We start from the raw sequence: 15,718 nt of genomic DNA on the forward strand, positions 1-15,718 counted from the left end.
GGGACTTGAACCCTCACGTCCGTTAAGACACTAACACCTGAAGCTAGCGCGTCTACCAATTCCGCCACCTTCGCAGTCTTCGTTCTGAGGTAATCAGTGAGCGATAATCTCACTGGCTACGGGGGCGCATTTTTAGCGATTTCCCCCGCGCCGTCAATCATTAATTTAAAAAAATCGTCATTTGGCGATTGTTTGCTGTAAAAATCATCATTTGCCCGCGTTTCGCGTTAAAACGGCGCGGTAAACTTTGAAACGACCGGTGACGGCCAGCACTTCATGGGCACCAAATACGCTATCGAGCAGGTCCGGATAAGGCAAAAATGCGTTGGCAACAATTTGCAGCTCTCCGCCTGGCAGCAGGTGCTGTGGCGCTTCACGGATCAAGAGCTCTGTCGCGCGATAGCAGGTATCGGCACCATCATGGAACGGTGGGTTGGAGACAATCAGATCAAAGCGGTCGCTGATATCGGAGAACACATCGCTGGCCAGAACCGTGCCGGTGAGCTGGTTATTGGCCAGTGTCACGCGCGCGGATTCTACCGCCATGGCATTGATATCGCTTAGGGTGACCTGCAGGCTTGGCGATTGCTGCGCCAGATGTGCACCGATCACGCCCGCCCCGCAGCCCACATCCAGTGCACGGCCTTGGCGTGGTTCGCTTAAGGTGGAGAGCAGCAGACGCGTACCGGTATCCAGCTCACCACTGCTAAAGACGCCGGTCAGGGCGTGAATGGTCAGCGTATCCAGCGCATAGCTGTGCCACCATTGCTCTAACGCGAATGGTGCTTGCGCGGTCAGGTGCAGGTGGTACAGGCCACAGCGGCGAGCTGAGTCAATTTTGTGGGCATTGCCGTAGGCGCTGAGCAGGCTTTCCGCTGAGCGTACGCCAACCCGATTTTCCCCCACAATAAAGATATCGCAACCGGCAGGCAGGATGCTGCACAGCTGGCTGAGTTGCATCAGCGCTTCTTGTTTGGTTTTTGGCCAGTAATAGATGAGGGTATCGGTACCCTCAACCCATTTGGCATCTGCCATAATGCCATAGCTGATGGCATCGCCCAGACGTGGGCGCAGGCTCAGGAAGCGAGCGTAGTGAGCGGTATGCACACGGCGGGATGCCGCAGGCATATGCAGGCAATAGTCATCCTGCAGATCGCCGGCAAACAGCACATGGCGGGAGGCAAATTCATCTTCATGACGTTGCAGAACTTCACTGGCAGCGCACAGCATGGTGTTTTCTCGAATATCAGGGACAAAACGCCAGTATAAAGGATCTTGCCGGAGCTGTGACTGCTACGGAAGGTCTGTTACCCTATTATTCTTTCAAGATGGCATGATCGTAAGGCGTATGGTGACAAGACGAGACTGGATATTAGAGCAGATGGGGATCACCCAGTGGCAGTTGCGGCATCCTTCCTTATTGCAAGGGGATGTGTCGGTAGCGGTCGGCCCACATATCCGTCTGGTGATTGTGGCGGAGCAGCCGCCTGCACTGAGTGTACGCCTGTGTCAGGACGTGCTAAGTACCTTGCAGGTAACGGCGGAGCAGGTGTGCTGCATCCGACCGGAGCAGGTCGCATTTTTACGTATCGCCCAGCCGTGCTGGTTTTGGCTGATGGGCTGTGAGGCAGAAATTCCTGACGGTTGTCGGGCGTTGCACTCACCGGTGTTGGCGCGATTCGGAACAGATGCACAGGCAAAACGGCAACTATGGCAGCAAATCGTAACCTATGAACAACTATAATATCTGTGAATTAGACGCCGCAGAGTGGGAGCGTGTATACCCCATTGAGCGTGCGGCGCATGCATTTCCGTGGAGCAAGCAAACCTTTCGCGATAATTTTGGCGAGCGTTACCTGAATTTGCAGCTGCTGCGTGAAGAGGTGCCGGCCGGATTTGCGATTTGCCAGACTGTGCTGGATGAAGCGACCTTGTTCAATCTGGCGGTCGACCCGCTGTGTCAGGGCCAAGGCTTCGGGCGCGCCTTGCTGCAAGCACTGGTTGAGCGTTTAGAAGAACGCGGAATTGTGACGTTATGGCTGGAAGTGCGCGAATCGAACACTCCTGCGCGCGCCTTGTATGAGGCGGAAGGCTTTAATGAAGTGAGTCGGCGCAAAAATTACTATCCGACGGCGGATGGGCGTGAAGATGCGGTGATCATGGCATTGCCGCTGGGCTGATAGCGTTGGTGTAGTGTCATTTAGTTGTGCAATTTGATTGGGTAAAAAAGACCGGCCAACATTGCTAGTGATGGGCCGGTCAAAGGTTATCGCGGTGGTTTAGGTGTGAACTAAATTGCGAAAGGCAAGTTACGGGTGTCGCCAGTAGTCAAAGTAAATGTGCTCGGCTTGTGCTGCGACTTTAGGTGCTCCCTGTAACAAATAGTGGGCGACCGTAAAGGAGAACTCGAAGCTTACGCCGAGTCCACGGCCGGTAATAAAGTGATCGGCCACGACCACTTTTTCCCCCGTGAAATGCCCATCGGTGAATTTGTCGGCCAGTTTATCGCCTGTGGTGTAGTTGCGACCGGCAAGTAAATGGTGCGCCGCTAAAACTTTGGCTGAGGACGAGCACAGTGCGCAGATATATTTTTTCGCCAGAATATGGCGTTGCAAGAAAGTGATGACCTGTGAGTTAGCGGTGAGGTTATCCGTTCCTTTTGGGCCACCAGGCATCATGACTGCGTCATACAGTACATCGGCACGCTGAGCGAGTGTGTAATCGGCACTGATCCGTGTTTGGAAATAGCTATTAAGTTGCGTATCTGCCATGCAGGAGAGCACATCCACAGCGATGTCAAGGCGACGCATAATATCAATAAAGACGACTGCTTCAGCTTCTTCAAAGCCATCTGCTAACAGTACAGCAACCCGTTTTTGCTCTGACATAATATCCTGCTTAAATCGTGATGTAGTAAGACCAAGGCATGAGAGAGGTGTTATGCCTTATACCAAGGCTGGAAGTTGTTCTTTAGCAATAATGGCTCCGCGATGTTGAATGACGGTGCCTGCCAGTTTATTACCCCATTGGCAACATTCCGATAATCCTTTGCCCTGTAATTTTGCGGCAATAAATGCGGCATTAAATGAGTCACCGGCGGCGGTTGTATCAACGATGTGAGTAATTACTTCTGCTGGCACAGCCTCTGATTGCCCTTGTTGATACCAGATAGCCCCTTCTTTTCCGAGCTTAAGTACAATTTGTGTGACGCCTAAACCGGCAACACGCTCAGCCACTTGCTCTGGTGTGGCGAGCGGTGTTTGGTAGAGAAGATTTTCATCGTCGACGGTTAATAATGCTAAATCGGCGAGTTGGTACAGTTGGCTCATCCATTCACGAGCGGCGGTATGACTGAGCCATAGCTTAGGCCGGTAATTAGAATCAACAGCAATGGTGACGCCGCGCGCTTTAAGATCCTGCAACGCGTTGAGTAATTTAACTTTGGCGTGTTCAGGTAAAATAGCCAGAGAGATCCCAGAGAGATAAATCAGATCGCATGTTCGCATGTATGACAGCGCGGCGCTAAAGCCCGGTTGATCGCATAGCTGCTTAGCGGCGGAGTCACTACGCCAATAGTGAAAACTGCGCTCGCCATCGTCAGAGGTGGTAATAGCGTAGAGGCCGGGCAGCTTGTATTTGTCACGAAATACAAATTGGCAATCGATGCCTTCGTTTTGCCAGGCTTGCTGCATTAAATCGCTGTATTCATCGGTACCCAGCGCGGTGATGTAAGACAATGTGGCATCGGGTAGTAACCGAGATAAATAAATAGCAGTGTTTAATGTATCTCCACCGAACGCTTGAGTTTGCGTGTGAAATGGCTTGCCGCTCATTTCAATCATGCATTCACCGATCACTGCTATCTTGGCAGGCATAATGACTCCTATGTAGAAGCGATGAAGTAAAAAGCTATGTTTACAGGTGACCCCGTAAACATAGAAGTTTTACATCACTCAGAACTATCAAGAAAAGGGGGCTGCCGTTAGGCTTTATCTGCACTGCCACACACGCGGATCTTATCCATCACGATTTGTTGCATAGCTTGCTTAGCTGGGACGATGTAATGGCGTGGATCGTTGGCATCTGGATTGGCGAAGAAATAGGCTTTGAGGGCATCCGAGAAGGCAATTTTCAGTTCAGTTGCCACGTTCACTTTGGTGATCCCAAGTTCGATACAGCGGCGTACGTCAGCATCAGGTACGCCTGAGGCGCCATGCAGTACCAATGGGGTATCAGTCAGCGCGCGAATTTTAGCCAGACGTTCAAAATCGAGACGAGGTTGCTCTTTGTACATACCGTGAGCGGTACCGATGGCTATAGCCAGAGAATCGATCCCCGTCGTTTTGATAAATTCAACAGCGGAGTGTGGATCGGTATACAGTGCATCTTTTGCATCAACCACCAGATCGTCTTCTTGCCCACCTAAACGACCTAATTCAGCTTCAACGCTGCAGTCCCAGCGATGACAATAATCCACCACTTGACGAGTTAAAGCGATATTTTCGGCGAAATTGTGATGAGAACCATCGATCATGACGGACTTTACGCCGGCATCGACTTTATGGCAGATATCGCTAAAGGATTCGTGGTGATCCAAATGTAATGCCATCGGGATCTGGTATTGGCGCGCCGCTTCTTGGCAAATTTGGACTAAATAGCGGGTTCCGGCGTAGCTGAATGTACCAGGGGTTCCAGCCATGATGACAGGCGAGCGCATTTCGGCGGCTGTTTCGATAACAACCTGAATCGTTTCTAGATTATGAATATTAAATGCAGGGACGGCATAACCGCCTTGTTGTGCCTTGAGCAGCATATCGCGAGATGACACCAAAAACATAATAGCCTCAACAATCCTTCATTGGGTTTCGCATTGATGATATTTGAAAGTGAAAGAAAGTGAAAAGATCTCGATCACAGATGGATGTTGTTTTCGAATGTAAATGAAAGTTTTTGGCGGTTTTCAAGGACGAGGAAATGAAAAAATAAAAGCTGACTTACTTTTGTCAGCTTTCGATATGTGATTTTGGGATAGAACGACAGAGAATTTAGAAAAAATGGCTCATTTTAGAGCTATAACAGGTTATACCTTTGCGCAGCAGGTTGTTTTTGGGGCGGGTAGCACGGCCCAGCAGCAACTCTTGGATATGGGCACGCCAGGATTGCTTTTCTAAACGACGACTGAGCGGATCTTGCTGGTGGATGTAGTCATTATGAAATAGCACGACGACTTCCTGTGTTGCACGAATACCTTGCACGCTAGCGTTGATGGTTGGGATGGTAAACGCGAAATCGGCTTGTTCAATCGGTAATGGCGTTTCAGGACTGTCCCACAAGTGGATGTGATTACCGCAGAAAAGTGCGATATTCAGGGCGCGTAATGACCAGAAGCTGCTGGCGGGGCCGCTGTAGTTGTCGATAAGGCGTGGATCGGTTGCAAATAAGCCTTGGGTTGGTGCTCCGGCTTCCATGGCACCATTGCTGATAAAGTAGCTAAGTGTTGTCCTAAATGCTCGTTTGGCTTCACCTACACCAATGCTATCAGTTTGTTGATGCACACTGGCGATTAGGGGGGCTGCGGCCGCCAATCGATAGCAGGCACTGCGGCCAAAAAAGGGAAGACCCTTAGGGGTAAAAAAGTAGCGATAGTGTTGGGTGAATTGGGCGCTGGTGGCACGAATAAATTCGCGATCAAAGTCTGGAAGGATTTGGTCTAGCCAGTATAAAGAGTAATGGAATCCCCATGCGTTGTAGTAATCATAGTTGCCTTTGGCGCCATCGCGAAACCAGCCGTCTCCTACATGAAACTCTTTGATCCGATTATATTTTTCAATATCGATAGAGTTATCACCGGTTAATGCATAGATCACAGCTTGAACAGTTAGAGCAAACAGATGCCAGTTGTTATCGACGGTTGAGAGTTGATTGACCTGACGAAACCAGGCGATGATTTGAGCTTGTTGTTGCGAAGAGTAGTGCTCCCAAATCCATTCTTTGGCTAACCAGAGCGCCAATGCTAGGTCGGCAGCTTCACAAATACGCTGATCATAGTCATGTAAGGTACCCCAATATCCGGGATGTTGCGGATCAGTACCGCTGATAAAGACTTGCGATAGGAGCGTAATAACATCGATAGGTTGTTGATTTAAGCCCTGTAGCGTGCCATGACCGCGGTTGTGATGTAGCCAAGCGGCCAGTGTTGGTAACACTCGACTAACCCCTTCAACAGCATCCGTTCTAGCATTTTGCTGACTTGGTCGGCCAGGATAGTAGGCGTGGGTGTGATCCCATACACTGTAATGCACAAATCCTTCGGCAACATACTGTACTAAAGATTGGCATAGCGTCAGGAGATCTTGTTCAGCTTGAAAGAGAGTTTGCAGGTGGCGATCATGCTGACGATAAGGTTTGCGCTTGTGCTTGAGGCGGATTAATCGCTGGCGAAACAGTTGCCAATACATGGATAAATCAGGATGTTCATAGGGAATTTGCGGCCGCTCGGTGGCTCGAATTTCTTTGGGATGATAGGCAGTTGAATCTTGTGGTTTATTGGTTTGTGGGATTTGTGAGTTGATCATCATGTTGCGGTTTTCCTGCGATGTGTGGTGAGGGCAGGAAAGCCACCTAAAAGGTGACTTTCCTGATTTTCAATCATCGGTAATGATCAGTTTTTCGCAAGATTAGGTGGAGTTTGCGCCGACTCAGTCAGTATCTGGTAGCGATCTTGACCCCATGCTACTGGTTTTGGCTTGGTCTTTATCCAGTCATAGAACGCCGCTTTCATTTCAGCCACTTTCTCGGGATATTTTTGTGTTAAATCTTGGCTTTCAGCAGGATCTAACTTGTCATTAAACAATTTGACCTTGTTACTGCCATCATCATAAAAATATAAAGCCCAATCTTGATCACGAATAGCCCAAGAGCCTTTGGACAGTTTTTCTAAGTTCGGATTGTTTGGCGCCTCGTTGGTTTCGTAAGTGATCCATTTCCAGTAGCCTAACCAGAATGGATCATTTTCTTCGCTGTAGTGTTTAGCCCCAGGGCCGGCCCAATACAGATATTGGTGTGGGGATTTGTCTGCTTTACCACTTAAGACCGGAAGAATATTTTTGCCGTCTAACTGCATATCAGCTGGAATATTAATTCCAGCGGCGGTCAGTGCGGTAGGTAAAATATCCAGAGCGGAAACCAACGTATCGCTTTGTTGCCCGGATGGAATCTTGCTTGGCCAATGGGCAATGAAAGGTACGCGAACACCACCATTGTACATTTGCCCTTTGTAGCCCCGATCCATGCCGTTCATCGGCATTGGTGATTCATGCACGGCACCGTTATCAGAGAGGAAGAAGATCAATGTATTGTCGAGTTTACCTTGCTCTTTGAGCAGGCTAATGATTTGGCCAATACCTTCATCGGCCGCGTTGAGGGCAGCAAAATACTTATCCGCTTCGACATTACCGGTATTGAATTTATCCATGTATTTGGCCGGCGAAGCCTGTTCAAGAGGAATATGCGGTACGCTGTAGGCGAGATTGATAAAAAAGGGTTTGTCTTTGGCCTGATTGATGAAATTCATTGCTTCATCGGTCAGGTTATGGGTTAGGTAGCCTGGAGAGGGGATATTTTTCCCATTTTGGTAGATGGCTGGTGAGTTAAAAAGCGCAGCACCCGAAGCATAATAACTATAAGAGTAATCAAAGCCACGCTCTTCTGGGCCAAAGCCTGCCGCGATGACGGGGATTTGGATATCGTGATAATCTCGAGTGCGTTTTGACTCATCAACTTTATCTTTGCTGGCTATTTTTGCATTGTGCCATTTGCCAATATTGGCCGTGGCATACCCGTTATCTTGGAACAGTTTTGGCAGCAAGGTGATATCTAAAGGAACGCCCAACAGCGCATCATCATTACTGTAAGTACCAAAGCTGGTGGGATGACGACCGGTGAAAATACCTGCACGCGATGGGCCACAAACTGGATGCGCCACAAAGGCATTGGTCATTTTGATCCCATCTTTTGCCAACGCACTGACATTGGGCATAGAGCGCTGGGCGGCGTCCAGCATCTTGTCAAAGTCCCCTTGGTAGCGGACGGGAACCGGACGTTTAGCCAGCTCCTCTTTATTCAAATTATCGATGGCAAAATCAAGTTGTCCGGTACCTAAATCATCCATGATGATTAAGAGTACGTTAGGTTGGTCTGCGGTAGTTTTGGCAACCGATATCGCTGGCGCTGCCACCAATGAGGCGGCGATCATACTAGCGATCAGACTTTTCTTTGAGGCAATGAGTCCCATTCATCTCTCCTTGGACTGATTTTCGATTTATTGTCTTTTCATGCGTAATAACGTTGCTACTGCGTCTTGCGCGGTGCCTCCTTGCAAAATGCTTTGTCGCATCATGTGCATGGCTGGCGCGGTATGTTTGAAAATTTGTTGATAGGAAGGACACAAGTAATTTTGTTTATGTTTTTCACCGTTGATGGTGACGATGCGATGTTTTGGACAGCCGCCATAACATAATTTGTGTACGTCACATTGCTGGCATTGTTCGGTAAGCTTGCTGGATTTAGCTTTGGCAAACTGAAGCTGTTTTTTGTTGTTAACTATCTTGATGAGTTCGGTTTGTTTGATATTGCCCAAGTTGTTGGCGGGGTAGACGTAGTGATCGCAGGAGTACACATCACCGTTGGCTTCAATGACCACGGCTTGGCCACACTCTTTAGATTGCACGCAAACCGAGGCTGGGTGGCCAAGCCAAGTGGCTAAGATGCTGTCAAACATACGCACAAAAATGGTTCCAACATCCTCTTTGAGCCATTCATCGAACACGGCGGTCATAAAGGTTCCGTAACCGTGAGCTGGAACGGAGAAGGCGCAGAGTGTAGGATTTGGCCCTGGAGCATAATGGTGTGAAGAGTTTTGCGCGCTCTCGGCTACTTCGATAATGGGGATGAATTGTAAGTACTTGGCACCTAGCGATTTCAAATAATGATAGGTTTCGGCACCTTTATCCCAGTTTTTATCGTTGATAACGGTGAGGGTATTAAATTCGACGCTATGCTCAATCAATAGTTCAATGGCACGTTTAACACGCGCAAATGTGGGTTTGCCGTTAACAGAAATACGGTACTGATCGTGAACCTCAGGAAGCCCATCGATTGATATTCCGATTAAAAAATTATGTTCGGCGAAAAACTCAGCCCACTGTTTATTGATGGCGACCGCATTAGTTTGAAAACTGTTGGTTACGGTTTTACCTTGGCCATACTGTTTTTGATATTGGACTGCTTTTTTATAGAATTCTATACCTGCGAGAGTGGGTTCACCACCTTGCCATGAAAAATCAATCTGCTCACCTGGCTGAGAATGAATATAATCACGAATGTATTGCCTTAGCATATTGTCAGACATAATGTCTGGCTGTTTTTGTTGCGCTTGTTTTTCTGTCTTAATGTTATCAACTAAGCTATTTTCTTTTTCTAAATAAAAACAATATTCGCATTTTAAATTACAGCGGTAACTCGTTGGCTTAGCCATCATATGAAACTGCGTGATAGTCATAATGATGATATTCCTTGATGTTTATTTATCCGATGATGAGCAACTTGATATACTAAGCTGTAATCAATGCACGATAAATGACCAGCATCACAAGGTTTTTATTGGATGCCGGTCTTGTTTTTATTTTATGATTTATGACGCATTAAATTACCACGTGTATTTTATACCGACGCGATAGCGAGTTTGTCGTTCATCGGTAATACGGCTTTCACTGACATTACCGACCTCCACAAAAGGTTTCCACGCAGTGCCTTCCGTAGTCTTGTAGGTATACATTAGACGGATATTGTGTGAGTAGTTGGTATCTTTGTTATTAAACAGCGGTTTAGCATTATCGACCATCTCCTGCCAAATTTGGAATTCATATTGGAAATCCCAATTTTGCAAGCTATAACCTAACCATGTATCGAATTGCTGGATTTTGGAGTGGTAATTTTGCCCGTCAACACCCGTCATGCCATAATCCCAGAATTTCCACTTATAACGGCCTTGTAGACGAATGTTGTTATCAAATTTGTAATTAAGACGCACATAAGGAACGTAGATCAGCCCCTCTGGAACGAAATCGAGAGAAAGACCAGCAATACCCGTCGTGTTTTTATTTAAGCTATTATAATAGAATGCTGAAAACTCAGACCCGTTCATACTCATGGAGTCGAACATTTTATCTTTTTGTTCGTTGTTGTAACGAGCATCTAGTTCAAAGCCTATATTTTTACCTGTATCGAGAAATGCTTTAATTCGATCACTGTGTTTTCTTGCACCATCAACGTATTGATGGCGGTATTCCAACGTGGTTTTATAAGTATTGGCCATAGCTTGAGAGCTGAGCGCTGTCAGGGACAAGACCAAAATAGTTTTAGTTAATGTATGCATTGCGATTTTCCATAATCGAGACAATATGAGGTAATGTTTTATTAAAATCAGGTGTAGGCTTTAGCGGCATTTGCCGGCACAGTTGTTGGACGCCATGGATCGCCGGTGTGCTCTAGCCAAGGCATAAGTTCATCATGAATGAGTTTTTCAATAACATCAGCATTGTCATCGGCTATATTCTTCTGCTGATATGGATCATTTTTATTGTCATGCAGTGTATAAGCCAATGGTTTACCAATTTTACGATTGATGACTAAAGTATAATCTTTAGTACGGATACCTCGTCGGCCATAAGATTGACCACCATATGGCATGAACAGATAAAGCTGAGAGGTAGGTAATGCATCTCCAGGAATATTTTTTAATGTATTCGCGTAGTTTTTCCCTTCTACGGTATCAGGAATTGCTTGCTCCATGCCCATTAAACCAAAAATAGTTGGGTAAATATCGGGGGCAGAGAACAAAATATCATTACGTTGGGCCTTTAGTTTTCCCGGCCAGCGGAAGATCATTGGAATACGCATGGCTTCTTCATAGTGGGTATTTTTGGTGGGTTCACCATGAGCGCCGAGACAGCAGCCGTGATCAGAGAAAAAGACCACTAAGGTATCTTCTGCCAGATTCAGCTTATCCAGTTCATCAATAATGCGGCCAAATTGTTCATCGACACCGTTCACCATTGCCAAGTACTCTTTAAAGTAGTTTGGCCCATAGCCGTCTAAATACTCTTTATCCCACTGCACATTGGGGCGAGTATTGAGGGTTTTTGATGTTTCACCTTTAAAACGATCCAGATATTTTTGTGGTACTTGGTCGTACGGTGAATGTGGTGGATTCATCGAGACTACAAGCGTGAAGGGCTGCGAAGGATCGCGATATTGCCCATTTTCGTTACGCAAGTATTTAATCGCGATATCCGCTTCGTGCTCAGGGCTCCATTGCTGGATTTGTAATGGCTTATCACGAGGGGTATCGTTCGTCCAATACATTGGCGTCATGTGCAGATCGTAGGTTCCGTAGGAGTACCAGAAATCGAAACCATGACGTTTCTCTGGTGCAGTCCAGTCATTCCAATAGCGGCCTTCTGATGGATTGTTATAGCTTGGAATAAAAGGCGCTTCTGGAGCATCAAGATGCCATTTGCCAATATAGCCGAGGCTATAGCCTTGCTGTTTTAGGATATCAGACCAAGTGCGAGTGCTTTTTTTCAGTTCGATACCAAAGTCTTTGCCGCCAAAGGTATCTGGCGTGCCAGTGTGGCTATTGCCTTGGATCCCATTGCGGTAAGGGTATTGCCCGGTCATCAGCATGCCACGAAATGGCGTGCAAAGAGGAAAGTTGGAAACCGCTTGGTCTAGAACAACACTCTGTTTAGCAAATTTATCCAGATTGGGGGTCAAACTCTTATCTTGCTGCATGAAACCGAGAGCTTGAGCGCGGAATTCATCAGGGAAAATGATAAGAAGGTTAGGCTTATCTTGCGCAATTGGTTGTGTCTGGTTTCCTGACGTTACGGTACTGGTGCTTTGTGCGCTGACCAGTTTGGTCGTCATCAAGGCTCCAGAAGCTGCTACGCCCTTGAGCAAGTCTCGCCGCGTAATGGACATCGTTTAAACTCCTATCCCAAAGTAAAATACGAGCATGTATAATCTGTACTTTCTTTTATCTGTCACAACCATCGCTATCGTAAGTTAACGAAAGATTATCTATTGTGCATTTTGTCACAAACGTAATCATTCGAAGGTGGTGTTTATGTGTGATTCGTATTGTTATCGTCGTGATTGTGACGTAACCTAATGATTGTAAATGCTTTGTTTTGGTTTTCTTTTGGCGGTATGGTAGATGGTGTAAAAGAGGTTTATTGAAATAATGTGAAAGCTATCAAGCTTTGGCATACAGTCGTTGAACCGTTATGTTTTTCGTGTAATCTGTTTTCGAAACCAAACGAAAGGTTGGTTTCCCCAGGGAGATAAATGATGAAAAGTGCGATCGAAAGACGCATGGAAATAGTCAACCTCGTGAACCAGGAAGGAAAAGCGAAGGTTGAGGATTTAGCGGTGTTATTTAATGTTTCGACGGTCACGATTCGTAGCGACTTGAGTTTTTTGGAGAAAAAAGGCTACATCGTGCGTTCACATGGCGCGGCAATCTGTAATTCTGGGATTTTGACCGAGCTTAGTGTGAATGAAAAAAGAAGCCACAATTCGGACATTAAAACATTAATAGGAAAAGCCGCAGCAGAACTCGTTAAGGATGGCGACAGCATTATTTTAGATTCTGGGACAACTACGCATGAAATTGCGGTGAATTTAAAATCCCATAATGACGTGGTTGTAATGACGAATGGTTTAGATGTTGCTATGGAGTTAGCTTCAGCTCCCGGTATTGAAGTATTAATGTCCGGTGGCGTGCTGAGGAAAAATGCACTCTCATTTTCAGGATCACAAGCAGAGGCATGCCTAAAAAATTATCGGTTTGATAAAGTATTTTTAGGTGTCGATGGCTTCGATTTACGTGCTGGAATCACGACGCACAATGAGCAAGAAGCCAGTCTGAATCGTTTGATGTGTGATATCTCTGGACAGATTATTGCTGTGCTGGATTCATCAAAGTTTGGACGTCGCAGTTGTCATATGATCCGTGAATTTGATGCGATTGATACAATAATTACTGATGCTGGTATTCCTGATGAGTATCGTAAAGCATTTAATGACTTGAAAGTTAATGTAATTATTGTCGATTAGCTCAGAGTGAATACTATCTAACTCCGTAGTAATGCAATGTTGCTACATATGGAGTTAGATAGTGAATATTCTACAAGAAATTATTCAAGCACATAAGTCGGGTAAGGATACCGGTGTTTATGCTGTTTGTTCCGCTCATCCACTTGTTATTGAGGCTGCGTTACAACAGGCCTTGAATGATAATTCAATTTTATTAATTGAAGCGACATCGAATCAGGTTGACCAGTTTGGTGGTTATACCGGCATGACTCCGGCTGATTTTCGTGACTTTGTGGTACAGAAAGCGCAGCAATATCAATTTCCATTAGCACGCTTAGTATTAGGTGGGGATCATCTTGGTCCTAATCGTTGGCAAACGCAGCCAGCAGAAGAGGCGATGCGCCATGCCGAAGATTTGATTGCAGCTTATGTAGCGGCCGGATTTAAAAAAATCCACCTCGATTGCAGTATGTCGTGTGCTGGTGATCCTACCCCATTAACTGACGCCATTGTCGCTCAGCGCGCCGCGCGTTTGGCACAAATTGCAGAGCAAACGGCCAAAGAGATTTTTGGGCAAAGCGATCTTGTCTATGTGATTGGTACCGAAGTGCCGGTGCCGGGTGGTGCTGCTGAGGTTGAAGATGAACTGAGTGTCACTTCGCCACAAGATGCGCGTACAACCATTGAGTATCACTTGCAGGCTTTTCAGCATGCCGGTATTGCGGATTGTTGGGAGCGAGTGATTGCCCTCGTAGTCCAACCAGGGGTTGAGTTTAACCATACTGGTGTTATCGATTATGAAAGAGATAAAGCTGCGCAATTAAGCCAAGTGGTAAATGAATACCCACACATGATTTTTGAGGCGCATTCTACCGATTACCAGACTGAATTAGCGTATAAAGAGTTAGTTCAAGATCACTTTGCAATATTAAAAGTTGGGCCCGCATTAACGTTTGCTATGCGAGAGGCATTATTTAACCTTTGTGCAATAGAAGAGGAGTTGGTTGTCAAATCCCAGACTTCTAATCTGCGTGAACGCCTCGAAAATTGCATGCGAGAAAACCCTAACCATTGGGAAAAATATTATCACGGCAATCGTCAGCAGCAGCGATTCTCACGGATATACAGTTTTAGTGACCGCATTCGGTATTATTGGCCGGATGATGCCGTTAATGAGGCGCAAAATAAATTATTTGATAATTTGTCTGGTGTCGATATCCCACTGCCTTTGCTCAGTCAATATTTGCCCGAGCAATTCAAACGCGTGCGTGAGGGAGCTATTACTGCTAATCCGCAAGAGTTGATTATTGATAAAATTCAGCAAGTTCTTCGCTCCTATAGCCAAGCTTTTGTATATTAAGGTGTTAATGGAATGACCACGTATCTAAGCTATACCCTACCTGAATTAGAAGTGTTACGCGCAGAATGGACTGCTAAAGAGATTAATCAGCAACCTGAGTGTTGGGCTGAGACCTTCTCTTTAGTCAAAGACCAGATGTCAGAAATTACTCTGTTTTTAAATCGTGCGTTGTCATCATCAAATGTCCGTGTGATTTTGACTGGGGCAGGAACTTCGGCGTTTGCAGGGAAGAGTATTGCTCCACTATTGTCAAAGTATATGAAAATTCGGGTGGAGGATATTGCAACAACGGATCTGGTTGCTAACCCTACGCATTATTTGGCCGAAGATATTCCTACTATTTTAGTCTCTTTTGCTCGCTCAGGTAACAGCCCTGAAAGCTTAGCTGCGGTTGAGTTAGCGGATCAATGTCTTTCGAATGTTTACCACTTGATTTTAACCTGCAATGCACAAGGCTCTCTTTATAAAAGCAGTCAAGAAAAAGAAAATGCCTGTGCATTACTGATGCCTGCAGTGACTAACGATCAATCGTTTGCCATGACGTCCAGCTTTTCTTCCATGATGTTGGCATGCCTGCAGATTTTCTTACCTGAAATTATAGTTTCGAAAAAAATCGAAAGTATCTGTAAGTGTTCTGTGCGTTTGCTCAAAGACTCAGAACCAAAAATTCGGGATACTGCAAATATAGAGACAGGACGTGTTATTTATCTAGGCAGTGGATGCTTAGCGGGTTTAGCCCAAGAATCCTCATTAAAGCTGTTAGAGTTGACGGCGGGTGAAATTGTGGCGACATATGATACCCCGTTGGGATTCCGCCACGGACCTAAATCGATTGTTGATAACAATACAACAGTAATTATTTTCATATCTAATGATCCTTATACCCGAAGATATGATCTCGATCTGTTGAATGAGTTACGCAAGGATAATATTGCTAAAGCCGTCATCGCTATTGCCGCATCTCAAGATGATAATATTGACTCAGGTCAACATCTTTATATTCATGATATGAGTGATGCTGATGATGTTGAATTATTATTCCCGTATCTATTGTTTGCGCAAATTTATGCATTTCATAAATCTTTAGCTTTAAAGAAAACTCCTGACAACCCATGTCCGACAGGAGAAGTCAATCGTGTGGTTCAGGGCGTTATCATCCACAAATTATGTGATCAGTATTGATAGTTAAGGAAGGAAGCT

At 45.9% G+C, this 15,718-nt stretch carries 14 protein-coding genes; 5 read left to right on the forward strand and 9 right to left on the reverse strand.

What is annotated here, in order from left to right; genetic code table 11:
• Positions 1-207: 207 nt before the first annotated feature.
• Positions 208-1,230, reverse strand: coding sequence for a 16S rRNA (guanine(1207)-N(2))-methyltransferase RsmC (rsmC, locus tag L975_RS07760; RefSeq protein ID WP_047708021.1), 1,023 nt, complete (start codon positions 1,228-1,230; stop codon positions 208-210).
• Positions 1,231-1,348: 118 nt separating this feature from the next.
• Between rsmC and L975_RS07765 the strand changes: the two genes are divergently transcribed.
• Positions 1,349-1,744, forward strand: coding sequence for a DNA polymerase III subunit psi (locus L975_RS07765; RefSeq protein WP_047708022.1), 396 nt, complete (start codon positions 1,349-1,351; stop codon positions 1,742-1,744).
• The gene (gene rimI, locus L975_RS07770; RefSeq protein ID WP_047708024.1) at positions 1,731-2,180 is read left to right on the forward strand and encodes a ribosomal protein S18-alanine N-acetyltransferase; all 450 of its coding nucleotides are present in this window, start codon (positions 1,731-1,733) and stop codon (positions 2,178-2,180) included. Before L975_RS07765 ends, rimI begins: the two co-directional genes overlap by 14 nt.
• Before the next feature lie 129 nt (positions 2,181-2,309).
• On the opposite strand, the gene L975_RS07775 is transcribed toward rimI, so the two are convergent.
• The 8 genes from L975_RS07775 to L975_RS07810 form a co-directional block, all read right to left on the reverse strand.
• Positions 2,310-2,888 (reverse strand): DJ-1/PfpI family protein, encoded by a 579-nt coding sequence (locus L975_RS07775; protein ID WP_010862504.1) that lies wholly within the window; start codon positions 2,886-2,888, stop codon positions 2,310-2,312.
• Between the two features lie 57 nt (positions 2,889-2,945).
• Positions 2,946-3,875 carry a sugar kinase gene (locus tag L975_RS07780; protein WP_047708026.1) on the reverse strand — a complete coding sequence of 310 codons (930 nt, stop codon included), beginning with the start codon at positions 3,873-3,875 and terminating at the stop codon, positions 2,946-2,948.
• A gap of 107 nt (positions 3,876-3,982) precedes the next feature.
• On the reverse strand, positions 3,983-4,837 hold the full coding sequence (locus L975_RS07785) for a tagatose bisphosphate family class II aldolase (RefSeq protein WP_039044611.1): 855 nt from the start codon (positions 4,835-4,837) through the stop codon (positions 3,983-3,985).
• Positions 4,838-5,045: 208 nt separating this feature from the next.
• A complete protein-coding gene (locus tag L975_RS07790; RefSeq protein ID WP_230400794.1) occupies positions 5,046-6,458 on the reverse strand; it encodes a DUF2264 domain-containing protein in 1,413 nt (470 codons plus the stop codon).
• Between the two features lie 203 nt (positions 6,459-6,661).
• Positions 6,662-8,293, reverse strand: coding sequence for a sulfatase (locus tag L975_RS07795; RefSeq protein ID WP_047708028.1), 1,632 nt, complete (start codon positions 8,291-8,293; stop codon positions 6,662-6,664).
• A gap of 27 nt (positions 8,294-8,320) precedes the next feature.
• Positions 8,321-9,559 (reverse strand): anaerobic sulfatase maturase, encoded by a 1,239-nt coding sequence (locus L975_RS07800; RefSeq protein ID WP_039044609.1) that lies wholly within the window; start codon positions 9,557-9,559, stop codon positions 8,321-8,323.
• A gap of 147 nt (positions 9,560-9,706) precedes the next feature.
• Entirely contained in the window at positions 9,707-10,435 is a 729-nt protein-coding gene (locus tag L975_RS07805) for an oligogalacturonate-specific porin KdgM family protein (RefSeq protein ID WP_010862498.1), read from the reverse strand.
• Between the two features lie 47 nt (positions 10,436-10,482).
• Complete coding sequence (locus L975_RS07810; protein ID WP_039044608.1) at positions 10,483-12,042, reverse strand: sulfatase; 1,560 nt, start codon at positions 12,040-12,042, stop codon at positions 10,483-10,485.
• Between the two features lie 369 nt (positions 12,043-12,411).
• Between L975_RS07810 and agaR the strand changes: the two genes are divergently transcribed.
• The 3 genes from agaR to L975_RS07825 all read left to right on the forward strand — a co-directional run bounded on the left by agaR (position 12,412) and on the right by L975_RS07825 (position 15,700).
• Positions 12,412-13,179, forward strand: a complete 768-nt coding sequence (gene agaR, locus L975_RS07815; protein ID WP_010862496.1) for a transcriptional repressor AgaR — start codon at positions 12,412-12,414, stop codon at positions 13,177-13,179.
• A gap of 61 nt (positions 13,180-13,240) precedes the next feature.
• Positions 13,241-14,518, forward strand: a complete 1,278-nt coding sequence (gene kbaZ, locus L975_RS07820; protein ID WP_010862495.1) for a tagatose-bisphosphate aldolase subunit KbaZ — start codon at positions 13,241-13,243, stop codon at positions 14,516-14,518.
• Between the two features lie 12 nt (positions 14,519-14,530).
• Positions 14,531-15,700 carry an SIS domain-containing protein gene (locus L975_RS07825; protein WP_039044607.1) on the forward strand — a complete coding sequence of 390 codons (1,170 nt, stop codon included), beginning with the start codon at positions 14,531-14,533 and terminating at the stop codon, positions 15,698-15,700.
• The last annotated feature ends 18 nt before the right edge of the window (positions 15,701-15,718 follow it).

This window comes from Plesiomonas sp. ZOR0011 (assembly GCF_000800945.1).
Classification (GTDB): Bacteria; Pseudomonadota; Gammaproteobacteria; order Enterobacterales; family CAMTGL01; genus Plesiomonas; species Plesiomonas shigelloides.

Excerpts from the sequence above, each read along its gene's own strand:
- rsmC (WP_047708021.1), bottom strand. The coding sequence starts at position 1,230 with ATGCTGTGCGCTGCCAGTGAAGTTCTGCAACGTCATGAAGATGAATTT.
- L975_RS07765 (WP_047708022.1), top strand. The coding sequence starts at position 1,349 with ATGGTGACAAGACGAGACTGGATATTAGAGCAGATGGGGATCACCCAG.
- rimI (WP_047708024.1), top strand. The coding sequence starts at position 1,731 with ATGAACAACTATAATATCTGTGAATTAGACGCCGCAGAGTGGGAGCGT.
- L975_RS07775 (WP_010862504.1), bottom strand. The coding sequence starts at position 2,888 with ATGTCAGAGCAAAAACGGGTTGCTGTACTGTTAGCAGATGGCTTTGAA.
- L975_RS07780 (WP_047708026.1), bottom strand. The coding sequence starts at position 3,875 with ATGCCTGCCAAGATAGCAGTGATCGGTGAATGCATGATTGAAATGAGC.
- L975_RS07785 (WP_039044611.1), bottom strand. The coding sequence starts at position 4,837 with ATGTTTTTGGTGTCATCTCGCGATATGCTGCTCAAGGCACAACAAGGC.
- L975_RS07790 (WP_230400794.1), bottom strand. The coding sequence starts at position 6,458 with ATGTATTGGCAACTGTTTCGCCAGCGATTAATCCGCCTCAAGCACAAG.
- L975_RS07795 (WP_047708028.1), bottom strand. The coding sequence starts at position 8,293 with ATGGGACTCATTGCCTCAAAGAAAAGTCTGATCGCTAGTATGATCGCC.
- L975_RS07800 (WP_039044609.1), bottom strand. The coding sequence starts at position 9,559 with ATGACTATCACGCAGTTTCATATGATGGCTAAGCCAACGAGTTACCGC.
- L975_RS07805 (WP_010862498.1), bottom strand. The coding sequence starts at position 10,435 with ATGCATACATTAACTAAAACTATTTTGGTCTTGTCCCTGACAGCGCTC.
- L975_RS07810 (WP_039044608.1), bottom strand. The coding sequence starts at position 12,042 with ATGTCCATTACGCGGCGAGACTTGCTCAAGGGCGTAGCAGCTTCTGGA.
- agaR (WP_010862496.1), top strand. The coding sequence starts at position 12,412 with ATGAAAAGTGCGATCGAAAGACGCATGGAAATAGTCAACCTCGTGAAC.
- L975_RS07825 (WP_039044607.1), top strand. The coding sequence starts at position 14,531 with ATGACCACGTATCTAAGCTATACCCTACCTGAATTAGAAGTGTTACGC.